The 23,161-nt window shown below is 34.7% G+C and carries 25 protein-coding genes; 5 read left to right on the top strand and 20 right to left on the bottom strand.

The genetic code is table 11. The features are described from left to right. Nucleotides 1-5 precede the first annotated feature (5 nt). The 10 genes from EMN46_RS11370 to EMN46_RS11325 form a co-directional block, all read right to left on the bottom strand. Complete coding sequence (locus EMN46_RS11370) at nt 6-707, bottom strand: DUF4956 domain-containing protein (RefSeq protein ID WP_154200926.1); 702 nt, start codon at nt 705-707, stop codon at nt 6-8. 11 nt (nt 708-718) lie between these two features. Next, a complete protein-coding gene (locus EMN46_RS11365) occupies nt 719-1,468 on the bottom strand; it encodes a polyphosphate polymerase domain-containing protein (RefSeq protein ID WP_154200925.1) in 750 nt (249 codons plus the stop codon). A 248-nt stretch (nt 1,469-1,716) separates the two neighbouring features. Further along, a complete protein-coding gene (locus EMN46_RS11360; RefSeq protein ID WP_154200924.1) occupies nt 1,717-2,430 on the bottom strand; it encodes a LytTR family DNA-binding domain-containing protein in 714 nt (237 codons plus the stop codon). After that, nucleotides 2,423-3,556: a sensor histidine kinase gene (locus EMN46_RS11355; protein WP_154200923.1), complete on the bottom strand. Its 1,134-nt coding sequence runs from the start codon at nt 3,554-3,556 to the stop codon at nt 2,423-2,425. Before EMN46_RS11355 ends, EMN46_RS11360 begins: the two co-directional genes overlap by 8 nt. A 243-nt stretch (nt 3,557-3,799) precedes the next feature. After that, nucleotides 3,800-5,602 carry an FAD-binding protein gene (locus EMN46_RS11350; protein ID WP_154200922.1) on the bottom strand — a complete coding sequence of 601 codons (1,803 nt, stop codon included), beginning with the start codon at nt 5,600-5,602 and terminating at the stop codon, nt 3,800-3,802. Further along, on the bottom strand, nt 5,599-6,243 hold the full coding sequence (locus EMN46_RS11345) for a ferric reductase-like transmembrane domain-containing protein (protein WP_154200921.1): 645 nt from the start codon (nt 6,241-6,243) through the stop codon (nt 5,599-5,601). Before EMN46_RS11345 ends, EMN46_RS11350 begins: the two co-directional genes overlap by 4 nt. Nucleotides 6,244-6,245: 2 nt before the next feature. Beyond that, nucleotides 6,246-6,461: a ferredoxin family protein gene (locus tag EMN46_RS11340; protein WP_154200920.1), complete on the bottom strand. Its 216-nt coding sequence runs from the start codon at nt 6,459-6,461 to the stop codon at nt 6,246-6,248. A 236-nt stretch (nt 6,462-6,697) separates the two neighbouring features. After that, the gene (locus tag EMN46_RS11335; RefSeq protein ID WP_154200919.1) at nt 6,698-7,078 is read right to left on the bottom strand and encodes a hypothetical protein; all 381 of its coding nucleotides are present in this window, start codon (nt 7,076-7,078) and stop codon (nt 6,698-6,700) included. 39 nt (nt 7,079-7,117) lie between these two features. Next, on the bottom strand, nt 7,118-8,479 hold the full coding sequence (locus tag EMN46_RS11330; RefSeq protein ID WP_154200918.1) for a DUF1566 domain-containing protein: 1,362 nt from the start codon (nt 8,477-8,479) through the stop codon (nt 7,118-7,120). Nucleotides 8,480-8,709: 230 nt separating this feature from the next. Then, complete coding sequence (locus EMN46_RS11325; protein ID WP_154200917.1) at nt 8,710-10,200, bottom strand: acyl-CoA dehydrogenase family protein; 1,491 nt, start codon at nt 10,198-10,200, stop codon at nt 8,710-8,712. Between the two features lie 665 nt (nt 10,201-10,865). Between EMN46_RS11325 and yccS the strand changes: the two genes are divergently transcribed. Continuing rightward, nucleotides 10,866-13,016, top strand: a complete 2,151-nt coding sequence (gene yccS, locus EMN46_RS11320; protein WP_154200916.1) for a YccS family putative transporter — start codon at nt 10,866-10,868, stop codon at nt 13,014-13,016. An 80-nt stretch (nt 13,017-13,096) separates the two neighbouring features. Here yccS and EMN46_RS11315 read toward each other — a convergent pair whose 3' ends face one another. Both EMN46_RS11315 and EMN46_RS11310 read right to left on the bottom strand, forming a co-directional pair. Next, a complete protein-coding gene (locus EMN46_RS11315) occupies nt 13,097-13,636 on the bottom strand; it encodes a hypothetical protein (protein WP_154200915.1) in 540 nt (179 codons plus the stop codon). Next, nucleotides 13,626-14,144, bottom strand: a complete 519-nt coding sequence (locus EMN46_RS11310; protein WP_154200914.1) for an RNA polymerase sigma factor — start codon at nt 14,142-14,144, stop codon at nt 13,626-13,628. Before EMN46_RS11310 ends, EMN46_RS11315 begins: the two co-directional genes overlap by 11 nt. 440 nt (nt 14,145-14,584) lie before the next feature. On the opposite strand from EMN46_RS11310, the gene EMN46_RS11305 reads away from it, so the two are divergent. Beyond that, on the top strand, nt 14,585-14,905 hold the full coding sequence (locus tag EMN46_RS11305; protein WP_154200913.1) for a co-chaperone YbbN: 321 nt from the start codon (nt 14,585-14,587) through the stop codon (nt 14,903-14,905). A 224-nt stretch (nt 14,906-15,129) separates the two neighbouring features. On the opposite strand, the gene EMN46_RS11300 is transcribed toward EMN46_RS11305, so the two are convergent. After that, entirely contained in the window at nt 15,130-15,744 is a 615-nt protein-coding gene (locus EMN46_RS11300; protein WP_154200912.1) for an ankyrin repeat domain-containing protein, read from the bottom strand. A gap of 296 nt (nt 15,745-16,040) precedes the next feature. Here EMN46_RS11300 and EMN46_RS11295 point away from each other — a divergent pair, with 296 nt between their 5' ends. Then, nucleotides 16,041-16,493 (top strand): FKBP-type peptidyl-prolyl cis-trans isomerase, encoded by a 453-nt coding sequence (locus tag EMN46_RS11295; RefSeq protein ID WP_154200911.1) that lies wholly within the window; start codon nt 16,041-16,043, stop codon nt 16,491-16,493. A gap of 27 nt (nt 16,494-16,520) precedes the next feature. Continuing rightward, nucleotides 16,521-16,967 (top strand): hypothetical protein, encoded by a 447-nt coding sequence (locus tag EMN46_RS11290; protein ID WP_154200910.1) that lies wholly within the window; start codon nt 16,521-16,523, stop codon nt 16,965-16,967. A gap of 172 nt (nt 16,968-17,139) precedes the next feature. Here EMN46_RS11290 and EMN46_RS11285 read toward each other — a convergent pair whose 3' ends face one another. The 5 genes from EMN46_RS11285 to EMN46_RS11265 form a co-directional block, all read right to left on the bottom strand. Then, complete coding sequence (locus tag EMN46_RS11285) at nt 17,140-18,261, bottom strand: permease (RefSeq protein WP_154200909.1); 1,122 nt, start codon at nt 18,259-18,261, stop codon at nt 17,140-17,142. A gap of 52 nt (nt 18,262-18,313) precedes the next feature. Further along, nucleotides 18,314-19,012, bottom strand: a complete 699-nt coding sequence (locus EMN46_RS11280; protein ID WP_154200908.1) for an aromatic aminobenezylarsenical efflux permease ArsG family transporter — start codon at nt 19,010-19,012, stop codon at nt 18,314-18,316. Between the two features lie 2 nt (nt 19,013-19,014). Continuing rightward, nucleotides 19,015-19,455 (bottom strand): nitrophenyl compound nitroreductase subunit ArsF family protein, encoded by a 441-nt coding sequence (locus EMN46_RS11275; protein ID WP_154200907.1) that lies wholly within the window; start codon nt 19,453-19,455, stop codon nt 19,015-19,017. A gap of 11 nt (nt 19,456-19,466) precedes the next feature. After that, nucleotides 19,467-19,700: a thioredoxin family protein gene (locus EMN46_RS11270; protein WP_154200906.1), complete on the bottom strand. Its 234-nt coding sequence runs from the start codon at nt 19,698-19,700 to the stop codon at nt 19,467-19,469. Nucleotides 19,701-19,784: 84 nt separating this feature from the next. Continuing rightward, nucleotides 19,785-20,084, bottom strand: a complete 300-nt coding sequence (locus EMN46_RS11265) for a helix-turn-helix transcriptional regulator (RefSeq protein WP_154200905.1) — start codon at nt 20,082-20,084, stop codon at nt 19,785-19,787. Nucleotides 20,085-20,721: 637 nt separating this feature from the next. Here EMN46_RS11265 and EMN46_RS11260 point away from each other — a divergent pair. Further along, nucleotides 20,722-21,447, top strand: coding sequence for a hypothetical protein (locus tag EMN46_RS11260; protein ID WP_154200904.1), 726 nt, complete (start codon nt 20,722-20,724; stop codon nt 21,445-21,447). Between the two features lie 84 nt (nt 21,448-21,531). Here the strand turns inward: EMN46_RS11260 and EMN46_RS11255 are convergent, their stop codons facing one another. Next, a complete protein-coding gene (locus EMN46_RS11255) occupies nt 21,532-22,128 on the bottom strand; it encodes a thioredoxin family protein (protein ID WP_154200903.1) in 597 nt (198 codons plus the stop codon). Between the two features lie 391 nt (nt 22,129-22,519). After that, complete coding sequence (locus EMN46_RS11250; RefSeq protein WP_154200902.1) at nt 22,520-23,008, bottom strand: TlpA disulfide reductase family protein; 489 nt, start codon at nt 23,006-23,008, stop codon at nt 22,520-22,522. Between the last annotated feature and the right edge of the window lie 153 nt (nt 23,009-23,161).

Genomic DNA, 23,161 nt, shown 5'->3' with positions numbered 1-23,161 from the left:
ACTTTCTAGTTTAGGTGTTTGTCTGTAGGCTGTCCATTTACATTATAGTAAAGGGTTATTTCTGCTACATCTCTTAGAAAATCGATCTTTTCAATTTCGTATCGACAGATATTGATGCCTGTTCTTTCTTGAAAATCGCGTAACATTTCTTCATGTTTATTTTTGTGAATATTTTCAATTTTCTCATAAATTAGTTTGATCGACTTCTCTTGTTTTAACATCAGTTTTTTCTCTAAAAACCAAAGACCAGCTACAATCAACGTGTTGGTAAGTATAAGTTCAGAATAACTAACTTTTTTGTTCGAAAGTGCATTCATTACAGATATACCGATGATAATAAACAAGTAGGTCATTTCCTTAATAGGAATGGCATCGGTACGGTAGCGAATGATTCCAAATATGGCGAATAGTCCAAGTGCAAAACCAAGTTCAAGTTTTACGCTGTTAAGTAGGAAGCATAGTAAAAATACGATGACACCAATAGCAAGGTAGCTGAAGTAGAAATCTTTTCGACTGCTATTCTTTGCGTACATGCAATGTGTTACCAAGAAAAGAAGAAAAGTGTTAAAGGCAAATCGGACAATGAGTTCGGTAAAATCACCAACATTAATTAGTTTGATTCCTAAAAATCGAAACTGTTCTTCCCAGCCTGTTAAAGCTGGAGCTGTATTGGTAATTGTATCTGAAATTTGTAATAGATCGAGCATGTTTTTTTTGATTAGATATAAATATGTGTGTGTGTAACTTTTTCGATGCTTCTTATTTTGGGTTTAAATGCATTCTTCTTTAGGAGTGGATCGGTTACGCTTCTACCAACGCAATATTTGCTAAAACCGCTGGTCTTAATTCTTTTTTCGCGTAAAGCTAAAGCGAGTGGCGAAGCTGTTGATTTCCCATCCGACTTGATTTCTACAATAACCAAATTGTCAAGAGGGACAATTTTATTTTCCACCTCAAACTCAATGTTTATATCGATGGTGCATCTCTCCTTGAAATTTTTATTAACCAATGTTAAACGTGTAAATTTATTACCTAAGGATGGTCTTAATTCACTTGTCTTAAATGGTGTGTTTGTATCGATAAATTGAGATTCCTCATCAGTGAATATGAAATGTTTATCTGTGCTAGGAATTCGTTTTTTAATGGTTCGTCCTTTGTTGCTTTTGAATTTAATCTCTAGAAAACTAATGCCTGAATTGACATAGCTTCGTTTTCTGATTTTAAAGCGATTTAATTTGCCATTGTGATGTGCCGAAAACATTTTGTTATTCTCAGTATCAAAATAAGTTGTCGCATACGGCAATTGATTTTGTTCTTTAATGTGCAAAAGAAAATAATCTTCTTTCACCATTTCAAGTAAATTAGAAAGGGAGTTACTGTTAAACCAATACTTTTGATCAGTTCTGTTCATTAACTTAACCTTATCCATTTCACTTAGCGTAATACTTTCAAAAGAATGTGTGTTCATATGCGCCTCGTTTTTGATTGATATGATCAAAACTATTGCTAAATGAACTATTTTTAAAAAGGAATCAACGAATGCAGGTATTTCATCAACGAACTGGTTTTTTCTTTGTTGTTGATTGAGATCTTATGCTTGTTTGGGAAGTTGACTCGTATATGGAAGTCTCTTATATAAAAAATGCCCTCTGAAAAGTTTATTCAGTAGGCGATATAATGTGTAAATTGATATCGTAAGCGTTATAAATAGCTTAATTAAATCAAGAAATTGTTATCAATGTATTTTTGAAATTTCTCTTTGTATTGATCACTAATTGGAATGTAAACATCATCGAAAATGATTCTGTTTCGTTCTATTGTGGAAATTTTATTGAGGTTAACGATGTAGGATCGATGCACTCTCATAAAAGATGAATCGGGCAGTTTTTGCTCAATTTTTTTCATACTTAGAAGTGTCATCAGTGGTTTGGCATTTTCAAGATGTATACGTACGTATTCTCTCATTCCTTCTATATAAAGAATGTTTTTGATTTCAATTCTGATAATCTTATATTCCGATTTAATGAACAAGTGATCTGGACTTACTTGAAGGTCGTCGGGTTTTGTTTGAATTTGATCGAAATGGGTTTGAGCTTTTAGCGCAGCTTTTAAAAATGTTGCATAGTCGAGTGGTTTTAAAATATAGTCTAATGCGTTTACTTTAAAGCCATCTATAGCGTATTCACTGTAAGCAGTTGTGAAAATAATTTTTGGTCCTGTTTCAAGTGATTTAGCCATATCCATCCCGTTTAAATCGGGCATGTGAATGTCCAAGAAAATAAGATCGACCTTATTTTCTGCAATAAATTGCAAGGCATCCATCGCGTTGTCGAAACTTGACTGCAGATTAAGGAAAGCGGTCTTTTCTATATAATTTGATATTTGTTTTAGAGCTAATGGCTCGTCGTCTATGGCTATACAGTTAATCATTTCGTAAGGGTATAATGAGTTTTACCTGATATTCATTTTCATTCTCGTTTATTTCAAAAGTATGTTGTTCTTGGAATAAAATATCTAGCTGTTTTTTTAGATTTACTAAACCAACACCGGTTCCTTTTTCTATTTTAGACTTGCTTGATATACTGTTTTTTATTTCGAAATATAAGTGGTCTTTATCTTGTTTCGTATTAATAGAAATGTAAGAGTCTTGCGAATAACTAACGCCGTATTTAAATGCATTTTCCACTAGGGAAATGAAAAGTAAGGATGGTATTTTGATCGATTCATTTGTAAATTTAAGATCGATGTTGATCTTAACCTTGTCGGAATAACGAATACGCATCAGATCGATGTAAGAGTTCAAAAATTCGAATTCATTTTTGATTGTTGCTATCCCTTCTTTCGATTCATTGAGTAAGTAGCGCATTAATTTTGACAATTCAATAACCGATTTTTGAGCTTGAACTTGGTCCATTTCGATTAAAGCATGAATATTATTAAGTGTATTCATGAAAAAGTGTGGACTAATTTGTTGACGCAAAAAAGATAGCTCTGTTTTTAGATGTATTTTCTCTTTTTCTTCGCGTTCTAAATCCTCTTTTTGTTTGCTGATTCCTAGTTTTATGGCATTATTAAATCCAACAACTAAAAATGAAATAATTATGTTTTCGAAGATGAGAAAGCTGAAGGGTTTGTTAGCTTCAGGTCCCATATTTGGAGGGCCTTGAAATCCTTCTACTGCACCTCCTTGCATCATTGGTCTTCCTTGTAACATTGGTCCACTGGGACGAATTGAGTTGCCATGTTGTCCAATTTCTTGAAATAGAAATTCATGAAGAATTCTGCTTAAATCATTAAAGACTGAAAATAAAATAACAATTACTGATATGGAAGTGAAATACCAAATGTGTTTTTTCTTAAGTAATAATTTAGGAGCCAATAAACTATTATTTACGAGAAAAATCAGTAAGAAAGGAAGTGTGCGTATCCATTCAAAAATTACTCGGTTCCAGTTGAACTCTTCGCTACCTTTTAAAGTAAAAACGGGAAGAGATATAACCATGGCCCAAAGTAGTGCATAGACTATATTTTCACTTCTTTTTTGTGTTAGTATCATGTTATGTTGGCTTGTTTTGTAAAGATATGTCGTATAAGTATTCTTTTTGTTGAATTTAGTGTAATAAAGGAAGCAAATAGATTGTAAAGATTGAAATATATTCAACGGTTAGTGCGATTTTATCAACGAATAAAGCATAAACTTGGCTTTTGTAATTTTTTAAAGCTAAAAAAAATCTCTATTCCCGCTGTAAGAGTAGGAGTAGAGATTTTAGGCGTTTAAATATAATTAACCACTTATATTTTAGATATATTCAAGAGGTTTACCTGATGCAGGCCAGCTATCAAAAGCTTGTTTTTCAAATTTCATACGTCCATCTTCACCTTTAAAAATATTGATCCATGCTTGCCAGTTTTCTTTATCTGTTTCAGGATAGTCTAAACGATAATGGCTGCAACGACTTTCTGTTCTCAAAATGGATGCTTTTAGTTTCATTTCAGCAGTGGTAATCATATTCACCGTCTCGTGTGCTAACCTAAGTTCATGTAAATCTGCGGCTTTAAGCATTGGAATATGATGGTCTCTTAATTCTTCGATATACGCTAATGCTGCTTTTAGGAGTCCTTCCTTTTTAATATAAATAATAAAGTTAGGAATCATGATTCCTTGTAGTGTTTGCGTTACCCAAGCAGGACTGTAGCCTTCTGTACGATGCAAAGGAGCAAGCATTTCCTCTTTTATTTCCTTGATTTTAGTTTTAGAAATATTAGGTATCTTTTTATCTGCAGAATATTCGGCAGCAGCTTTACCAGCTATTCCTCCCTGAACGGCAGATCCAGCTAAAGACGATCCAATTTGAGTGTAAATAGCTCCAGCCATATATGAACCCAAAGCATCACCAGCCGCAAATAAGCCTGGAATGGTCGATTCACATTTATCGTTGATGGGAACAAGGCCTTCTGATTTGTGTATAGCCATTCCTGCTGAAGATCCACCTACACTGACTCCACCCATTCCCGGAGGAGATCCAGCTTCGCCATCTTTACCACCTTCACCAGGTTTGCCACCGCGTGGATGTTTTCCATCTTTAGGACCATCCTTAGGACCATCATCGTGTTTATCAGGTCCTCTTTGGCTAAATTCTGCAGGTACGTAAGGGCCACCAACAACTTTTTTACTTTCACTAGCACCAGGAGGTCCCATTTGCACAGGATTTCCATTTGTGTAAGCCATGTAGTTTAGGTCAACACCTAAATCGTGACGAATCCCAACGCTTTCAACCGATGGTACGCGTTCAAACATACCGTGCCAGCCGTCAAAACAGGCTGCAGAATTTGTTGCTTGTCCCGGATGACCATCGTTCCATTCCTTACCTGTTACTTTGGCTCCAATATTGTAAGCCATAATGGTTCCGTCGTGAGTCAAATCACAAATGGGAAAACCATTAGGTTTAAAACCTCCAGCACCGGTACATAATACAACACTTTTGGCTTTAAAAATATAAACCTTTTCTTCATCGAGGCTAAAACCCGCAGCACCGCAAATTTTGCCGTTTTCTTTAATTAAATTAGTAATAACAATGCGTTCTAGCAAATCGATATTTCTTTCTTCTATTGGCTTGCTGAATGATTTGTTGTACAATGCAGAGTCAAAAAATCCCCACTCCCTCAATTCGTTTACTCTATCGAGCGAATGTTCGGCCATTTGGCGTGTGTAAATAGGATTATTGGTTCCTATTGCAGAACGAGAAACGCCATCGGTAAATTCGTCGAGGCTCATTTCTGTAGTGCTAGGATCGTAAGCAAATATGCCTTTTGCAAAAGGTGTTTCTCCTGATGAACCTAATCGTCCTTTGGATACCATCAAGGTTTTTGCTCCAGCATCGTGAGCTTTTACGGCCGCAAATAAACCAGCCATTCCACCTCCAATAATCAAAACATCTGTTTCGTTTTCAAGGTATTCTAAAGCTTCTGGATCAATTTCAAGTTTATTGGCAGCCCAACCAGCAACTCCCATTGAAGCGATTGCTGCCATTCCTAATGCTCCGCCTGCTAATCCCATGAATTTGCGACGGCTCATTTCGTTTGAGTTATTTATCTTACTCATTTGGTTTCTCCCGATGGTTTTGATGATTTTATAAAGTAGGTTTTCAAGAGTAATAATATGCCAATTCCCGCTAAAATGATGATGTATATTGTCATGCTAGAGTTGATGTGTCTTCCCAAATCAATAACATGCCAGGAAGCAATAACCAGAAAAGCTATGGATAAAATGCCATGAAAAACTCTCCAAGTTTTGTAAGTCATCCCCATATTGTTTCTTATTAATGAACTTATTCCTATCACTAGCATTAAACACCAAGCAATTATTCCTAATATCACGCCAGTGCTATCAAATGTTGTTATGATGGTAGTAAAGGCATCTATTGGATCTACTCCAGCTTCAAAATATCTTGGTAGCATAATTAAAAATGGATGAAAAAACAGGATGGCGATAAATGTATAACCAATAAATTTATGGTATTTAACAATTTTACCCATTTTATGAGCCTTTAGAATATTCTTGTTGCTGCGAGCCAAATAGAATTGGGCTAACATCATGCAAAAGGCAATGATGGTAAGCAGTGAAAGTCCATTCTTAAGAATACTTCTTTCGGGGAAATCTCCCAAGACAAAAAATAAAATTGGTAATCCTAAAAATATAGCTGCTGCAGCTATACCGTTATATAGTCTAATTCGATTTTCCATAATCATCCCCATGAAACTATTACTGGTATCGATTTTTCCGGAGAAATTGTAATGGCATCTACGGGGCAATACATTCTGCATAAATGGCAGATCTGACAATCAGCAGGATATTTAATAATGGCTTTATTTGTTACCGGATCCATACGAATAACGTCTGTTGGACATGTTTTAACACAAATTCCGCAACCGATACATCCATCTATACTTTCTATTGACATAACTTTCTCTTTTTGTTACGATGTAAATTGATAATAGTAAAGGAACGAAATTTTATGGTTTTGGGGAAGATGAATCAATAAACTGGCAAATTTTATCAACAAAAGGGGGATTTTTAGTTGCAGGAGGGAAGATTATTCGTCTAAGTAATTGTTTCCCAGTTGTCTGTAGGTATAAAAAACCAGAATATCCAATTGATGGAAGTTCTGGTTTTTGTAGTTTAGTGTAAGGAGAAGTTCTAGCGTTTTTTTCTTGAACTTTTTTGTTTTTTCACGTAAGCTTTATAAAGTTTTTGTTGATCGCTTGTTAAAATTGCTTCAACATCCTTTTCAAATTCCGATTCTAATGATTCCATCTTTTCTCTTTTAGGTCTTGATTTCATCAATGATTTTACTTCTTTGATATGAGATTTATACAGACCTAACAGTTCATCACTTTTTTCGTCCGTTAAATCAAGTGTTTCGGTTATGTCATTCACCATATCCTGTATTTCTGCAGTAGTAGGAACTGGAGGAGGTCCTTGTTGTCCTCCTTGTTGTGCTTGGGCAAAGTTTCCGGCTATCATGATCGATGCTGAAATGATTATTAATGATATCGTTTTTTTGAAATTGATTTTCATAACTATGTGATTTTATTTGTGAGTATTCCTATTTTTTTATTAATTATTGCGGACAAGTCGTACAAAGTTGTAAATACGTACTGCATCGCCTTGAGGTCCGTGACCTTCTGAAAATTCGCTTGGATCACCAGATTTTGGATCGCTTCGCTGAGCACCAGCACCGTGAACATCTGTCCAGTTAATTGTTTCGGAAGATGAATCGTTACCATCTGCAGGAGGAGGTCCTTGTCCATCTCCAGTTGGTGGATTTATTCCATCTCCTGCTGGAGGTCCTGCAGGCATAGACTCGTTACCCATGGCACGACCGAAAGCAACATAGGCTCCCCAACCACCATTATTATCATCACCCAAAGTTGCGTGTGTGGTTCCTGTCCAGTAAAAAGGATAATCAACCTCTCCAGCTTCGTTTGTTATTGGTGTGCAGTTAAAAAGAGGATCGATAGCAGCAGAACTAGTTGTTTGTGGAGAACGAGAATAATCTACGATACTTTGCAATTCTTTTGCACTTGGTAAACGCCAGTCTGATTTTCCAGCAAATTCGAAATTCTCGGCATAAGTAAGAGCTTCTTGCCAATTCATACCTTCACCACTGTCATCTTGCATCCACATTAATTCTGTTGCTGCATCGGTAATGGTGCCGTCGCTATTGTCTGAAAAATTATTTTCACCATAACTTGTGTTTCCACGAACCATTAAGTAATTAAATACTTTGTCTTGTCCCATCATTGTAGTTCCGTAACCTTTTATGCGTCCGTCAGCAAAATTGACTCCAAAAACCATTTCGATATCACTACCTACCGATAGATTTGTTGAGGCACATTGCACATCGATTAAGCGTTCACCTGCATCGAGGTCACCATAATTATATCCGAAAAAATCGGTATTAATAAAAGGTATTAAATCTTCGGTCGAAGTTCCTTCGTAGCCACTAATGTCGCGACCACTGAACATCATTAAAGAGTATTGTTCTTTTATTGTAGGTACACGCCAATCAGTATAATCTCCAGTAGTTACTTCACTAGCAAGAGCTAATATATCAGAATAAGATAATTTATCATCGTAATTGATGTCTCCATCACCATTATGATCGAGTGTGTTTTGCCACATTAGTCCTGTTACCATATCTGTTACAGTTCCATCTCCATTGTCGACATATTGAGGTGTGTTACCCTGGTAATTGGCATTTTGACCATAAAAATAATCTCCATCACTCGGAGTTGAAATATTTGTTGTGTTGTTGAAAGCTGTAGTTTGATTTGTTCCAACAATAGGATAACCAGTGATATTTGGGAGGTTTTCACTCGTCGTTTCTCCATCAGTTATTGAATCATCATCGTCACTACATGCTGAAGTGCCAACTACCAATGCTAATATGCTTATAAAAATCCACTTTAGTTTCATATGCTTAAGTTTTCGTTTATTAATTTGATGCTAAGGAATGAGATTTTGTTTCTATTCTAAAAAGGAATCAACGAATGAGGGATTTTTATCTACGAATTAGCTGTTTGAGTAAATTTGAATTGTAGCTTGATGAAAAAATAGATCAGGTTGGAAGAGTAACGGACTAAAAAAAAAGGCCGTTTAGAATTAAATTCTAAACGACCTCTTGTTATTATTTTAGTTGTCTGATATTAAGAAAATTCTAGCCAAGAACTTCCATCTTGGTAATCGGGAATACTGTTAATTTTAGTATTGTTGTGATAAGAGAAAATCATATTACTAATATCTTGTTGCAATGAATCTAAACAATTATCGATTAGATCTTTTCGGAAGCCTTTTTCACCCAAATCAATAACAAGTCCTGCCGAAACAACTCGAGAAATTGCTCGACCTAAATCAACTAATTTTCGTTGAGGTAGTTCTGTATTTAAAGAAAAGTCAGTTTGTTTTTTTAGATATTCCGATGCTTTACTAGTAAGATCAAAATCCTTTAGAAATTGGAATAAGTTAAATGCTTTTTTCCTTTTCATTATTTTAATAACCATTTCCGAAATTTGAGTGTAGAGCATTTCATTGGCTCCTTCAAAAATTTGGAAAGGGCGACTATCAACAATACCTCTACCACCTATATGGCTGAGGCGATATCCTTTTGCACCAGATAACTGCACGAGTGTTTGGGCGGCTTCTTGCATTAAGTCAGTAACTATTGTTTTTACGCTATTTGCCTCAATACCGTCATTGGCTAAATTATTTTCAATGCCACTTTTCTCGCTACTTCTTGAACAAAAGGCAGAACAAATTGTAAAAGCACTTTGAATTTTAGAGATCTGAAATTGGACTTGATCGTAAGAAATTAAACTTTTACCAGCAACGATTCTATTTTTGCATTGATCAAGAGCTTCATCCATCATTCTTTTAACAAAACCGAGTCCCATTCCTGGAAATTGCATTCTACTTCGGTGTAGAATATCAAGCATCATTTTAATTCCAGTGGTTTCTGGTTCCAATTTGAAGTTTTTAGGAATTTGTAAATCCAATTTATTTTTACCGTAAGGAATCATGTACAAGCCAAGATTGTCATAGTATTCTTCAACAACAACTTTTTGGTTTTTCTGGGTCACATCACAAATAAAAAAATCAATATCTCGTCCCAATCTTCCATCAGAATTTTGTTGGCGCGATGTAATAAGCCAATAATCAGCCAAACCTGTTAAACCTTGCCAATGCTTGGTTCCTTTAATGTGAAATTTGTCATTTTCTTCGGTATAAGAAGTTTGCATATTTAGAGCGCCACTTCCATATTCTGGCTCAGTAATCATTAAGCCACCCATATTTTGCTTGTTTAAAAAGCGTTGAAAAATATCCTTTTTCACAATCTCATTGGCATATTTAGCAACAGGCTCTAAAAAAAGACCTATGTTTATTCCAAATGTGAGCGATAAGGGTAGCGATTCGTATGCTGATGAAGCGAGTATGCCTAAACATTCTTTAACCTTAACACCTCTGCCTCCATAATTCTCGGGAATAGCTACAGATAAAGGGTTAGTGGACATGACTTCTCTCATTGCTAAAGGAGGTAAGCCTCGTTGTGAACTAAATTTGTTGATGTCTTCTCGATCGTGAAAAGCAGACTTTAGCGTTTTTTCGAAAGCCTTAATGTATTCAGAAAAGTTGGTGTTCATTTTTTTATCTGGTTAATCTATTTACTCTAAGTGAGCGTTTATTAGATGGTTTTATATCTCAATTTATTTTGGAGATAATATACATTGTCTTGCTTTAATTTGTATTTAGACGTAATAAAAATAAGCTATTTATATGGATTTAAAAGACGAATCAGTCTTTAATTTATTTTGGAAATCCATTGATTTAACCAAAAGGGAAATGGTTGGTATTCATTTAGATAAATAGATAATTGTGTTTTGTTAAGCAATAGATGAAAATGGGTGAAAGAATTTTATTCTTGTACGCTTTAATTGATATTTTAAGATTATCTGTTAATACTTACTCATCGGTTTTGGAGTCTATTTTTTCAGGCTTACGAAAAAATCAATTATTATATTTAGCATATCATCTTAGATGATTTATTTGTAAAGGTTAATAATGCTGCCTTGCTTATGTTAGTTTGTTTTGGTTTAATACATTTTTGTTTATTAAATAAGATGCTAAGGAAAGGATTCATGGAGATTACAAAATCTCTATAATTGGCATAATCGAGTTTTGTTTTTACCGATTACTCTTATTGATTTTCTTGCTTTTGAGATGTGTCGTGATAATTTGGATTAGACCTTCCAATGTATTCGATTTGTTCTGTTACCTTTGAGCCATTATTAAGATTTAATTGTTTAAAATGGGATTAGTGATAAAAAAGAGTTTGAAAGTCAGAGAATTGCAGGAGTTTTGGGTAAGTACATTTTGGCGTTACCCTAACCGTCTGTTTGCCTTAAAGGTTGCAATTGCTGTGGCTGTTTTGGTGATTCCATTTGTTGCCCTCAACCTTCCGTTTTTTGGTGTTACTCTGGCCTTAGGAGCTTTGGCTGCAGGCTTATCGGAAACCGATGATCATCCTAAAGGAAGAATAAAAGCATTAATTCTTACGCTTATCAGTTTTGCCATTTCAAGTGCATCTGTAGAACTATTACGCCCTTTTCCTATTTTATTTAGTGTGGGATTAGTTGGCTCTACTCTTACCTTTATTATATTGGGAGGACTTGGAGAACGATATAGAGGTGTTACGTTTGGGGCTTTATTGGTGGCTATTTACACGATGCTAGGAGGAGATGCAAGTATCCCTTGGTACTGGCAACCTCTTTTATTACCTGCAGGAGGTTTGTGTTATGGTATCCTTTCTTTATCCTTGCTTGCCTATCGTCCTTGGCGTTTGTTGGAAGAACAATTAGCTCAGGGATTCGAGGATTTATCTTTATACATGAAAAAAAAATCGGAACTTTTCCCCAGTGAAGCTAAGGTGCAGGAAAAATTAATTAACCGATTATCTCTTCAAAATATTCAAGTGATTAATTCCCTTGAACGTTGTAAAAATGTTTTGAATTCCTATGCTGATGCTTTGAAAGATCAGACTCCGCTTAGTCCCTATCTGCATCAATTTTTATTGTTGCAGAGTCTTCATGAAAGAGCTGCTTCGAGCCACGAACGTTACGATTTATTGAGTGAGGATACTGATAATCATGAAATGCTGGAAGGATTAGGACAGCTTTTATTGCAATTATCACAAGCCTGTCATCAGCTTTCAAAAAGCATGCTAACAGGGAGTAGTTATCAACATCCAGTTGCACTTAAATGGACTATATCAGCCCTGAAAAATAAAGTTAAGAGGCAGATATCTAAACATGAAACGAATAATTTGTCTCTTTTGTTGAAAAATTTAACTCAGTCACATATTTCTCTACAGAATTTGAATTTTAATGTTGAAACGGGCTTACTTCCACGTGTGGACAGAGATCATCGATCTTTATGGGAACGTTTTACAGAACAGTTAAGTTGGAAGCATCCTCGTTTGCGCTATGCGATTCGATTGAGCGCTTGTTTTCTGGTTGGTTATATGCTTATGATTGGTTTTAATATTGATAAAGGTGAATGGATTTTACTTACGAGTTTATTTGTGTGTCAGCCAAGCTATAGTGAAACCCGAAGGCGCTTATTTCAGAGAGTATTAGGAACCTTAACAGGTGTACTTGTGGGCGTGCTTATTGCCCAAATAATGCCAACTATGGCCGGACAGACAGTTTTGATGCTTGTATCGGGTTATGCTTTTTGTGTTTGGTTGCGAAAGAACTATGCGGTTTCAGTTATTTTTATTACCATTTTTGTAATTGCGGCCTTTAATCTATTAGCGGGTAAAGGTTTAGCTATTTTAGAACCTCGAATTATCGATACATTAATAGGAGCTTTATTGGCTATTGCAGCTGTTCGTTTTTTATGGCCCGATTGGCAACAAAAACACCTATCTGGATTGTTGATATCAGCTTTGGATAAAAATGTAACTTATTTCAGCATGATTCTATCGGAATATCAGGAGCATCAAGCAGATGATTTAAATTATCGTATAGCTCGACATAAGGCAAATTTGGCGGATAATGCTTTAGTTTTAGCATGGAAGAGTATGAAGTTGGAACCTAAAAAGCAACAAAAGTTTCAGAAACATGCGTTCTCATTAACTTATCTTAATCATGCCTTACTCTCTTATCTATCGGCATTGGGAGCTCATAAAGATACGACCAACTATATTAGTAAAGAACAACAGGATATGTTTCATCAAATTGAAATGGTTTTGCTCAAAGCAGTAAAAGCATTAAATGAGAATAAAGCTTGTGATCCATCTATTGGATTGCATAGTTTTTTGGATGAATTATCGAGCCGACTCGACTCCTGCGAAAAAGGTGTAGAGCGTCAAAAACTCGCTTTAATATACAATATTGCAGAGGTTAGTGAACAGTTACTTCGTGAGGCTAGCCATATTGCTAAAGAAACGAAAGCTTAATACTAACTTTTATGAGTTAGAAATAACAATGCCCAAACCTTTATGGTTTGGGCATTTGTTTTATAAAGCGAGCTTGTATTTTATTCACCTTCAATTTCGGCAATCAATCTAAGTGCGTTATCGCGAAGAGGTTTGCGTTTAAAGTGCCAAATAATCAAGCCAATAAGAACGGCTACAAGCATAATGCCTAAAAAATAGATTTGAACATCCAATACAGAAAAATCTAGAGAAGTTTTCAAGCATAAACCCGCATCCATAATTAGAATGGCAATGAGTAAGCTTATTTTTTTCAGTTGAAAAAATTGATATCGGCTTGCTGCTTTTTTTAACATTTTAAGTGTTGGCAAGGCGTAATCGACATACTTATATTCTTTATGAAATTTTCCGAAGAAGATAGCAAATAGGGCTAAAGTGATCACAAAACAAAGACTCCCCATTAGGTCATAAATATTATTGGATTCGGTATAGTCTATTATTGATAATATTGAATATAGTGGTATTAGAGCCCAATAAAAAATCTGAAATCTCTTACTTAATTTGGCGTATCTAATATCTTCTTTTTGAAGTTCCCCTACCAATTGTGTGAGATTGTTATTACCGTTTGTTTTTTTAAAGTTCATGATTACCTCCTGTCAGTTTTGTTTTAAGTTGTGCTTTTATTCTGTGTATTTTCACCTTAACGTTTGGTTCGTTTATACCGATAACGTCAGCAATTTCTTTCATACTTAGTCCTTCGAGCATTAGCGATATAAGTGCTTTGTCGATAACCGAGAGCATATTCAGCTCGTTTTGCAGTAGGTTAAACTGACTTTCCTCTTTTTGCTTGTTTTTCAAGCCTTCGTCGTCGAGAATGGAGGAGAGGTTTTGCGTATCGGTGCTCACTATAAGTTTCATTTGCTTGTAGGTTTTACCCGTAAAGCTTAACGATGTGTTTACCGCAACCCTGTACACCCAAGTGCTGATAGCCGAATTGCCTCTGAAATTATCCAGGCTCTTCCAAATATTTACCAAAACCTCTTGGTACATATCTTTCTGATCTTCGGTATTCGAATTATAGTAGCGGCATATCCTTTGTATGCGTTCACTATTTTCCGATAGTATCTGATTAAATTGATCTTCTTTTTTCAATGTTTCAATTTTGATTACACTTATTAGTAGGGGATTTTAAAGATAGTTACATTTTAATCTTCTTAAAATGATTTTAAAATTCGTTTTTATGTCTTCCGCATGTCTGTGATTTGGGGTGAAATAATGAAGACTAAACCAGAATTGTAAGTGTTGGGTTATAAATCATGAAAGAAACTTTATATGCAACAAGATTGTAATTTGTTAAAATAGGGTTTCGTGGCATAAGTCGCATACTTGCAGTCGAATATGTTTAATATGAGGTGTTCTTTTTTTATAGAGGAATTTGATAAATTATCAACTCATTCGTTTAAAATTAGCTGTTCTGAAATAGAAAGGAATAATTGTCAAATTTTCGGGAACTTTAGCCAACTACTAAGCTTTAGATTCTCCTCACCTTTGTATTGTTAGATAAAGAAAGAATAAAATTAAAAACTTGAAATATGAGAACAATTAAAAGTGCTACAGAATTAGAGAACTTATTGAAAGAAAACAAAGCAATCATGTTAGATTTTTATGCTGACACTTGTCCACCTTGCCAGGCGTTAATGCCAACAGTAGAAAAATTGGCTGGCGAGTACGAAGGTACAGTAGATATTCAAAAAGTTGATGTTCATAAATTCCCAGACTTGAGAACAAAGTATGGAATTGGTAGTATTCCGACCTTGCTTTTTATCAAAAAAACGGAAATTCTTGAGAAGTCGATGGGAGTAATTCCAGAAATTGAATTGAGAGAAAAATTGGATAGGTTAATTCAGGCATAGTTGCATGCTCTTGCTAAAAATATAAGTGCTGTTACTTCTTTTAAAAGGAATAACAGCACTTTTTTGTTGATCTTAGTTTTATAGAATTATCACTAATGCCTTAAGTATATGACTTGTGGCTTCAATAAAAAATAAAACCCAATACTAATATTATTAGTATTGGGCTTTTCCTTCTAAAATTTAGAAATACATTCTCAAAATGTAGATCTCTCTTTAATGTTTTCCTATTTAAGTTGTGTTTTTATATACTGAGCAACAGCAGGATGTCCATTCGAATTGGCAAAATCAAGTGATGATTCTCCATCAATATCTAGCATTTTTAGATCTGCTCCGTGCGCTACTAAAACTTTAAGCACTTCAAGTTGACCTTCGGAAGCAGCCATCATTGCAGCAGTCCAATTTTGTTCACTATCTATCATGTTCGGTTTAGATCCTGCTTCTAATAAGGTAGTTACTGTGGGAGCAAACAAACCTGTAGATGCAAACATTAATGCCGTTCTATTTACGTTATCTGTTAAATTAACATCAGCCCCGTTGTCAATTAATAGTTTTACAATTTCGTTGTGTCCATTATAAGCAGCTAGCATCAGTGGTGTACGTTTATTAGGATCTGTGGTGTTTGCATTAAAACCCTTACTCAAAGCATCTTTCACAACCTCAATTTTACCATCCAAAGCCGATTGCATAATTAGATCATTATCAAATGTTTTAACAGAAGTAGGTGTTGTCTTTTCTGTATTTATGTCATTTGCCCCACTCACTTTACTTGGTTTTGTATTGCATCCGTAAGTACAGATTCCCATAGTGGCAATAGCGGCAAATAATTGTAGTTTGTTCATGATTATATATTTATTTTTAGACCTAATTAACTGGACGTTAAAGGTAATATAATAGCGTAAAATATTAAATATATTGAAATGTAAACTGATAAAAGTTTTTACCCAACTTTCGCTGATTTGTAATTTGTTGCCAATGAGTTTCGTGTATTTAATTCATCTTAAACTTTATATACCACTCTACTGTCACACAAAATTCCGTTTTTGTTTCGTGTTGAATCGGGTGAGCGGCAATCACAAGAATAATAGCCAAGATCTCTACATTTTATTATATTTGTTTTTCAATCAAATTGATAAAAATGAAGTATAGCTTATTAGCCATCGTATTTGCCTTTTTAGTTTCTTGTTCAAGTGTGCCAGAGAAAGATTATTCGCTTATAAACGAGAAGCAAATTACCGATTATATAAAAACAAATAAACTGGAAGCAGTAAAGTGTGAATCTGGCTTGTATTATACAATCGATGAGGCAGGAGAAGGCGTGAAACCCACAAGTGCATCGACTGTTCAAGTAGCTTACATAGGTCATTATTTAAGTGGAGAAGTTTTCGACGAGAGTAGTGAGAACGGTATCTCATTTCCATTGAAAAGAGTTATTAAAGGTTGGACCGAAGGTATCACCTATTTTAAAGAGGGTGGAAAAGGCACTTTGTTGGTTCCTGCTCATTTAGGTTATGGAGGTTATAATACAAATGGAATTCCAGGTGGTTCTGTCTTAGTTTTCGATATCCACTTAATATCTGTAAAGAAGTAATAAACGATATAAAATAAATAAAGAAGTATGGAAATTCTTGAAGCCAATCAAGTTATTGAGAAGGTGTCTCAGTACATCGATTTAAGTGTTATTCCTTTTGGAAAAGATAAGCGCTCGGTAGTTCGCGTTGATACCCGTCAGCCCATGTATGGTGGAGAAGGTGTTGTTTACCTATTGCAAATGTTCGATGTCGATGAGCTCATTAATAACCGTATTGGTTGCTTTATGGTCTTTTTGAATAAGAACGATCAGGCTGGATTTCACGATCACGGACCAAGAAACGAAGAGGAAGTATATGTGGTAATGCATGGCGAAGGTGAGTATTCTGATAAAGCTGGTGTTGATGGAGAAATAAGAACCCAGAAAATAACCAAAGGAAACATCACAGCAGTTAGTAAAGATGGTTTTCATTCGGTACAAAATACGACAGACGAACCACTCATTATCTTTGTGATTACGACCAACAAAGCCTAGAGTTAAAGCTTTAATAAAATACAGTAAAGAACCCCAATTACCTCACGAATTGTTTGTGCGGCAATTGGGGCTTTCTATAAAAAATCCTTTTTTAGTACAGCTCCATCATAGTCATGAAAAAACAAGTGTCATAATAACAAGTACCATGAGTAGGATATCCATTTTCTCAGTCTCAAAGTATGAGGTTGAATAAATAGCCAAGCATAATAATGAACACGGTGATGGTACCAAAGAAAATACCGATCATTTTCCACTTCATTACTTTCTTAAGTAGAGTTGCCTCAGGCAATGATAGGCCTACTACTGCCATCATAAAAGCAATGGCTGTTCCTAGTGGTACACCTTTAGCTACAAATACTTGGATGACAGGGACGATACCTGCGGCATTTGCATACATTGGTACTGCAAAAATTACTGCAAGAGGTACGGCATACCATTTATCGGCAGATAGATATTCTGTAAAGAAATTTTCAGGAACATAGCCATGCATGGCCGCTCCAATTGCAATTCCAATAATCACGTACAAAAGTACTTTTCGAACAATACCCCATCCATCTTTAATAATTGTTGGTAGGCGGTCTAAAAAGGATAAATTTTCGCCATCCCATTCTTCATGTTCTTGTATGGCATTATCCTGTATTTCACGTACCCAATCGCTTAGGTATTTGTCAAGCTTAAGTTTACCCAAGAAAAAGCCACCAATCATACCCATTAAAACACCAGTTCCAGCATAAATAATTGTGGCTTTAAATCCAAATAAGCCTAAAAACATAGCTACTGCAACTTCATTAACCAAAGGAGAGGTTATTAAATAGGCAAAGGTTACGCCCAAAGGAATACCTCCTTTTACAAAGCCAATGAATAATGGAATAGATGAACAAGAACAAAAGGGAGTCACAGCACCAAAGAATGAAGCAAATAGATATTGTAGACCATACATCTTTTTAGTGGTCAAATAAACCCGTAACCTGTCCACTGGAAAATAAGCATTGATAACGCCCATTAAACTACTGATTAGGAAAAGTAGAATAAAGATTTTTATGGTATCGTAAAAGAAAAAATTGATTGCTTCACCCAAATGTGATTCCGGATTTAGTTTTAATAAATCAAAAGTGAAGACATCTACCAAGTTTGGCAAATAATGATACAGAGCAATTATAAGTGGTAATATAATTGCAACCGAAGCTATCAAACGAATTTTCTTTTTGCTTAACTGATTTGTTTCATCAGGTTTTTCAATAGTTAGGACAGTAGTTTCAGCTTTGTCCTTTAATATAGAATTCGACTTATTCATGATTCTGATGTTGTCTTTGTTCGTTAAAACACGAACTAAGAATATAAATTTTTTAAAAATAAAGCATAATAATATAATACAGTCCAACCAAAATAAATACGACTGCAACTACGCGTCGGAACCAGACTTCAAAACTTTTCAGTTTATTGTAAATAGAACCGATTGAACCGACACTGAATGCAATAAGCCAAGCAAATATTATAACTGGAATTCCTGTGGCAAAGGCAAAAAACAGGGGCAAATATAAACCACTTGCACTGCTGATTGTCATAGGCATTAGCATTCCAAAATAAAGGACACCGCTGTAAGGGCAAAATGCCAAAGCAAAAACGATACCCAATAAAAGAACACCCCAAAAACCGCTATTCGATTTGTTCTCCATTTTTTCGGTTAACGAACCAATACCAGGTATTTTGAGTTTTAAAACGCCTAACATAAACAAACCAATAATAATAAGCAGAGGGCCCAATAATTTCTCACCCCATTCCTGAAGGTAGCCGGAGAATTCGAATTGGCTTGCACCAAAAAAGAAAAGAAAACCAATTGCGGTATATGAAATTGCTCGACCTAAAGTATAAATTAAGCCATTTATAAATACTTTACGTTGACTTTCAATATCCTTACTAATAAAGCCAATTGCTGTAATGTTAGTTGCCAAAGGGCAGGGACTTATGGCTGTCATAAGTCCCAAAATAAATGCCGTGAATATTGGAAACTGTGATGTTTCGAGGAAACTTTGTAATATTTCCATGCTTACATCATTGAATCAATGGTTGATTTCAGTTTGTTTTTCAATTTGTCAGGATTGTTACGTGCGTTTAAAAATGCATCGTTGGTTAAATTCACCATTTTATCACCCTTGATAATTAAAAGTGCAGTTCCGCTAATTTTATATTGTGCAACTAATGATTTGTTTTGTGCTTCGTCTCGGTTGATTGATTTAAAAACAACTTTGTCGCCATAATATTCTTTGATAGCCTCTTTTGAAACGGCTTCTACGGCTTGACATGTTGCGCATCGGCGGGTGGCATGAAAATAGTAGGCAGTTACGTCGTTCGATTTTGGAGTGGCAGAGCAGCAAGAAGTTGTTTTTGATGCTGTGTTACAAGTTGATGATTCGTTACAACATTGAGCTGATACGGCAACTATTCCAACTAAAAGGAAAAGGCTAAGTGTGCTGATTAATTTTTTCATTGTTGTAATGTTTATTTGGTTAAAAGTTTTGCGATTTCATCTACTGAAGGAACTTTTCCTTTCACGACAACCTTACCGTCAATCACTAAAGCTGGTGTTGTCATTACATTATAATTCATAATTTCAACGATGTCTTCTACTTTAGTAACAGTAGCATTTACACCTGTTTTTGCAACAGCTTCTTGGGTTGCTTTTTCAAGCGATTTGCATTTTGCACATCCTGTGCCTAGTACTTTAATATCCATGATTGTGGGTTCTTAATTATTTAAATTTATTTTATTTATATGATTCGTCATTCGCAAAACAACGAACATGGTATTCAAAATTTTTTAGAGTTTAAAAAATTGTTTGAAAAGTTGTTGTGCTTCTTTCCAATTTTCTTTTTGAATACAGTATTTAATACGTGGGGCTTCTATTTCACCCTGAATTAATCCTGCATCTTTTAATTCTTTCAGATGTTGCGATAAGGTCGACTTTGCAATGGGTAATTCGTCGCTTAAATTACCACTATAGCAACAGCTTTGCTTCGATAACAATTCCATGACATACATTCGTATGGGATGCCCCAGAGCCTTGGCGTATCTGGCCATTCTAATTTGCTTGTCGGTTGTAACTGATTTAATATCCATTCCTGTTCGTAATTATACGAACAAATTTAATAAGTTTTTTTAGTTACCAAAAAATAAATGTCAGTTTTTTGCTCCTTTTGCAAGTATGTGACTTGTGGCAGCGAGGAAAGTTCAGAATTATAAGTCATCCTGTCCCTATATTGATTGGGATCTCATAAATCAAATATATATTCACGAGCTTTGCGTGCTGTATTCTCCCCTTCAGGGGAGATTAAGAGGGGTGTTAGGGATTTGTAATTAAATCCTGTTACAACATTTCACGCAAAGATCGCTAAGTTTTTTCGCAAAGGGCGCAAAGGTGAAATTCTATAAGTTAACGTCATCCTGATCCCGATAATTATCTGGGACGTTTCAGGATCTCATAAATTAATGCATAAATTATTAATGCTGTTTATCTCGCAAGCTTGGTTCTGCGGTTGAAATTTCTTCTTGTAAGATAACTGTTTAGTCTCTAGTACAGCAAGTCTGTTATTTGCGATAAAGTGGGTGAAATGAAACCACACGAAAAATTCGTGCGGCAGCGGCTGAAATCCTTTATCCTAAGATAACTGTTAAGGCATATTATGTTTGCGTTTAGCTAGCTATTGTCGTAATATTGTTATCAGTAAATTGATTATTCATTCTCTAGATTATACTAATGCTTCAAACAGCCAATCCCCACATTATCACAACCCAAATTGATAGTTTACATACCCAAGTACAAATAATTGATACTACGGTTACGCATGTACATGTTTACGATACCATTGTAACTCATGTTTATGATACAATTCAGCCTGATTTGATTACAGTTTACGATAAGCTTATTACTGCCCAAGACAATAACTTTGATAATATTCTTGTAATGATTGGTGTTATAGTAACTCTACTTGTTGTTGGTTTTGCATGGTTCAATATTGATGTTGCAAAAAAATTGTTTAGAAGAGAATTTGAAGGAATTATTGAAGAAGAAAAACCGAAGATAAAAGCCGAAACACTTGTTGCATTGGATAAAGATTTAGCTTTTATGAGAGCTGAAAATGCACGATTGTTTGCAAATTCTGTTGGTGGTAAACCTGACGATATAGCAGAGCGAATAACTTGGTGGTCTATATGTATAAAAGAATATACACATGCAAGTATGGAGGATGGAGTGTCAATATCATATAACAAGTTGAAGTTTGCCTTAGAGATTGCTATTAAGTCGAAAGATGTTTTTATAAAAAGCTACAAAAAATCTAGATCTACATTTAAAGGGATAAGAAAAAATGTAGATTTCCTTCCAAATATTGTTTCGGAGAAAAAAGAAATTTTAAAAATGATTGGCGAATTAGATGAGTATTACAATAAAACTGAAGGAATTGTTGATGAGGCTAAACAATAATAACTAAATTTTCATGAAACACAAAACCCAAGCGCTCAAGCTTGGGTTTTCTCATTCGAAAAAATGAATGCTTTATATTTATTCTTACTTCGATTTAATACTGCAGCCAATTGCTTTTGTTGTAGTTACAGCAATTTTTTTGTTTTGAAGTAGGGCATTAACGGCATCATCAACATAATGCTTGTCTGCTTGCTCTGCGTTTTTGTAATTGTTGTCAATTGCTCCAATGTATTCTAGTTTATTTACACCTTTTTTTGTACTTAGAATAAATACATGAGGCGTTTTAGTTGCACCAAATCTTTTATATACGTCTTGTTTTTCGTCTATCAAGTATGGGAAAGTGAAGCCTTTCTCATCTGCTCTTTTAATCATATTTTCGAAAGAATCGCTTGCGTATAATTCAGGATCATTGGGGTTAATGGCAATAACAGGAAAGCCTTTAGTCTTGTATTTTTTATCGAGCTTTATAATTCTATCCTCGTAAGCCACCGAAAAAGGACAATGGTTACATGTGAATATCACAATAATACCTTTGGTATCCTTATAATCGGAAAGAGAAACGTACTTTCCATCTACATTTTTAAGTTTAAAATCTGCGACTTTGTCACCAATTTGATATGATTGTGCATTGACTCCTATTGTGGCCAATATAAACAGGCCTAAAATGATTATTTTCTTCATGATTGTAAATTTTAATTTGTTTAAACGTGTTTATTACTAGTGAAATATTTTTTGATCATTTAGAATCATATTTGATCAGCGTCTAAGTGCTTTTTATTTTTTGACGCAGATTCTTATGATTTATGTGCATGATTTGAAATTTATTTTTTGATCATTTAGAATCATATTTAATCTGCGTCTAAGTGTTTTTTATTTTCTGACGCAGGTCTTCATGATCTTATATGATTTATGAGCATGGCTTAATTTTTTTGATTATTTAGAATCATATATAATCAGCATCTAAGTGAGTTTTATTTTTTGACGCCGATCTTCATAATCTCATATGATTTATGAGCATGGCTTAATTTTTTTGATGATTTAGAATCATATTTAATCAGTGTCTAAATATGTTTTAGTCTTCATGAATATTATCAATCGATTCTACCAGCTCTTCGTATGAAACTTGTCGAGTAAAAACGTCTCTATTGTTTTTATTATAGATAACAGTAGCAGGAAGTGCACCATCCCATTTTTCGGATACTTTACTTATCCAAGTATCTGCATCCGGATCGTCAAGTATTACGATATGCGAATTTACATTTCTCTTGATTTTAAATTTGGCTAAACGTTCTTGTACATTTTTACCAAAATCGAGACTAACCAAAATTACTTTCACTTTTTTATCGGCATAGTTTTTACGAATAGCTTCGAAATGGGGGAGTTCTTCTACACATGGTTTGCACCACATAGCCCAAAAATTAATCACGTAAGTGGTATCATTTTGATAATGAAAGATAGGCTCAAGTTCATTAAAGTTAAATGTTTTAACTTCTTGTGCAGATGAAGATTTGCTCGTAATAAAAAGGATAGCAAACAAGATGAATATCAATTTCAATTTCATGACATATATATAAAGATGTTGAAGTCTTAAAAGTACGCTAATTCGATGATAATGAATAGTGATGTTTGTTATTGATCTGTTAAAAATAATAATGATGGTTTAAACTTGTGTCATATTATATAAAAAATGGAGATTATCCCGATAGGAATATGC

Origin of the sequence: Ancylomarina sp. 16SWW S1-10-2 (assembly GCF_009669305.1) — a bacterium.
Lineage (GTDB): Bacteria > Bacteroidota > Bacteroidia > Bacteroidales > Marinifilaceae > Ancylomarina.
Note: the sequence above shows the minus strand (reverse complement) of the source record. Positions and strands in the feature narration are given on the sequence as shown.

Bases quoted from the DNA above. Each gene is read 5' to 3' on its own strand.
- EMN46_RS11370 (WP_154200926.1), bottom strand. From the start codon at position 707: ATGCTCGATCTATTACAAATTTCAGATACAATTACCAATACAGCTCCA.
- EMN46_RS11365 (WP_154200925.1), bottom strand. From the start codon at position 1,468: ATGAACACACATTCTTTTGAAAGTATTACGCTAAGTGAAATGGATAAG.
- EMN46_RS11360 (WP_154200924.1), bottom strand. From the start codon at position 2,430: ATGATTAACTGTATAGCCATAGACGACGAGCCATTAGCTCTAAAACAA.
- EMN46_RS11355 (WP_154200923.1), bottom strand. From the start codon at position 3,556: ATGATACTAACACAAAAAAGAAGTGAAAATATAGTCTATGCACTACTT.
- EMN46_RS11350 (WP_154200922.1), bottom strand. From the start codon at position 5,602: ATGAGTAAGATAAATAACTCAAACGAAATGAGCCGTCGCAAATTCATG.
- EMN46_RS11345 (WP_154200921.1), bottom strand. From the start codon at position 6,243: ATGGAAAATCGAATTAGACTATATAACGGTATAGCTGCAGCAGCTATA.
- EMN46_RS11340 (WP_154200920.1), bottom strand. From the start codon at position 6,461: ATGTCAATAGAAAGTATAGATGGATGTATCGGTTGCGGAATTTGTGTT.
- EMN46_RS11335 (WP_154200919.1), bottom strand. From the start codon at position 7,078: ATGAAAATCAATTTCAAAAAAACGATATCATTAATAATCATTTCAGCA.
- EMN46_RS11330 (WP_154200918.1), bottom strand. From the start codon at position 8,479: ATGAAACTAAAGTGGATTTTTATAAGCATATTAGCATTGGTAGTTGGC.
- EMN46_RS11325 (WP_154200917.1), bottom strand. From the start codon at position 10,200: ATGAACACCAACTTTTCTGAATACATTAAGGCTTTCGAAAAAACGCTA.
- yccS (WP_154200916.1), top strand. From the start codon at position 10,866: ATGGGATTAGTGATAAAAAAGAGTTTGAAAGTCAGAGAATTGCAGGAG.
- EMN46_RS11315 (WP_154200915.1), bottom strand. From the start codon at position 13,636: ATGAACTTTAAAAAAACAAACGGTAATAACAATCTCACACAATTGGTA.
- EMN46_RS11305 (WP_154200913.1), top strand. From the start codon at position 14,585: ATGAGAACAATTAAAAGTGCTACAGAATTAGAGAACTTATTGAAAGAA.
- EMN46_RS11300 (WP_154200912.1), bottom strand. From the start codon at position 15,744: ATGAACAAACTACAATTATTTGCCGCTATTGCCACTATGGGAATCTGT.
- EMN46_RS11295 (WP_154200911.1), top strand. From the start codon at position 16,041: ATGAAGTATAGCTTATTAGCCATCGTATTTGCCTTTTTAGTTTCTTGT.
- EMN46_RS11290 (WP_154200910.1), top strand. From the start codon at position 16,521: ATGGAAATTCTTGAAGCCAATCAAGTTATTGAGAAGGTGTCTCAGTAC.
- EMN46_RS11285 (WP_154200909.1), bottom strand. From the start codon at position 18,261: ATGAATAAGTCGAATTCTATATTAAAGGACAAAGCTGAAACTACTGTC.
- EMN46_RS11280 (WP_154200908.1), bottom strand. From the start codon at position 19,012: ATGGAAATATTACAAAGTTTCCTCGAAACATCACAGTTTCCAATATTC.
- EMN46_RS11275 (WP_154200907.1), bottom strand. From the start codon at position 19,455: ATGAAAAAATTAATCAGCACACTTAGCCTTTTCCTTTTAGTTGGAATA.
- EMN46_RS11270 (WP_154200906.1), bottom strand. From the start codon at position 19,700: ATGGATATTAAAGTACTAGGCACAGGATGTGCAAAATGCAAATCGCTT.
- EMN46_RS11265 (WP_154200905.1), bottom strand. From the start codon at position 20,084: ATGGATATTAAATCAGTTACAACCGACAAGCAAATTAGAATGGCCAGA.
- EMN46_RS11260 (WP_154200904.1), top strand. From the start codon at position 20,722: ATGCTTCAAACAGCCAATCCCCACATTATCACAACCCAAATTGATAGT.
- EMN46_RS11255 (WP_154200903.1), bottom strand. From the start codon at position 22,128: ATGAAGAAAATAATCATTTTAGGCCTGTTTATATTGGCCACAATAGGA.
- EMN46_RS11250 (WP_154200902.1), bottom strand. From the start codon at position 23,008: ATGAAATTGAAATTGATATTCATCTTGTTTGCTATCCTTTTTATTACG.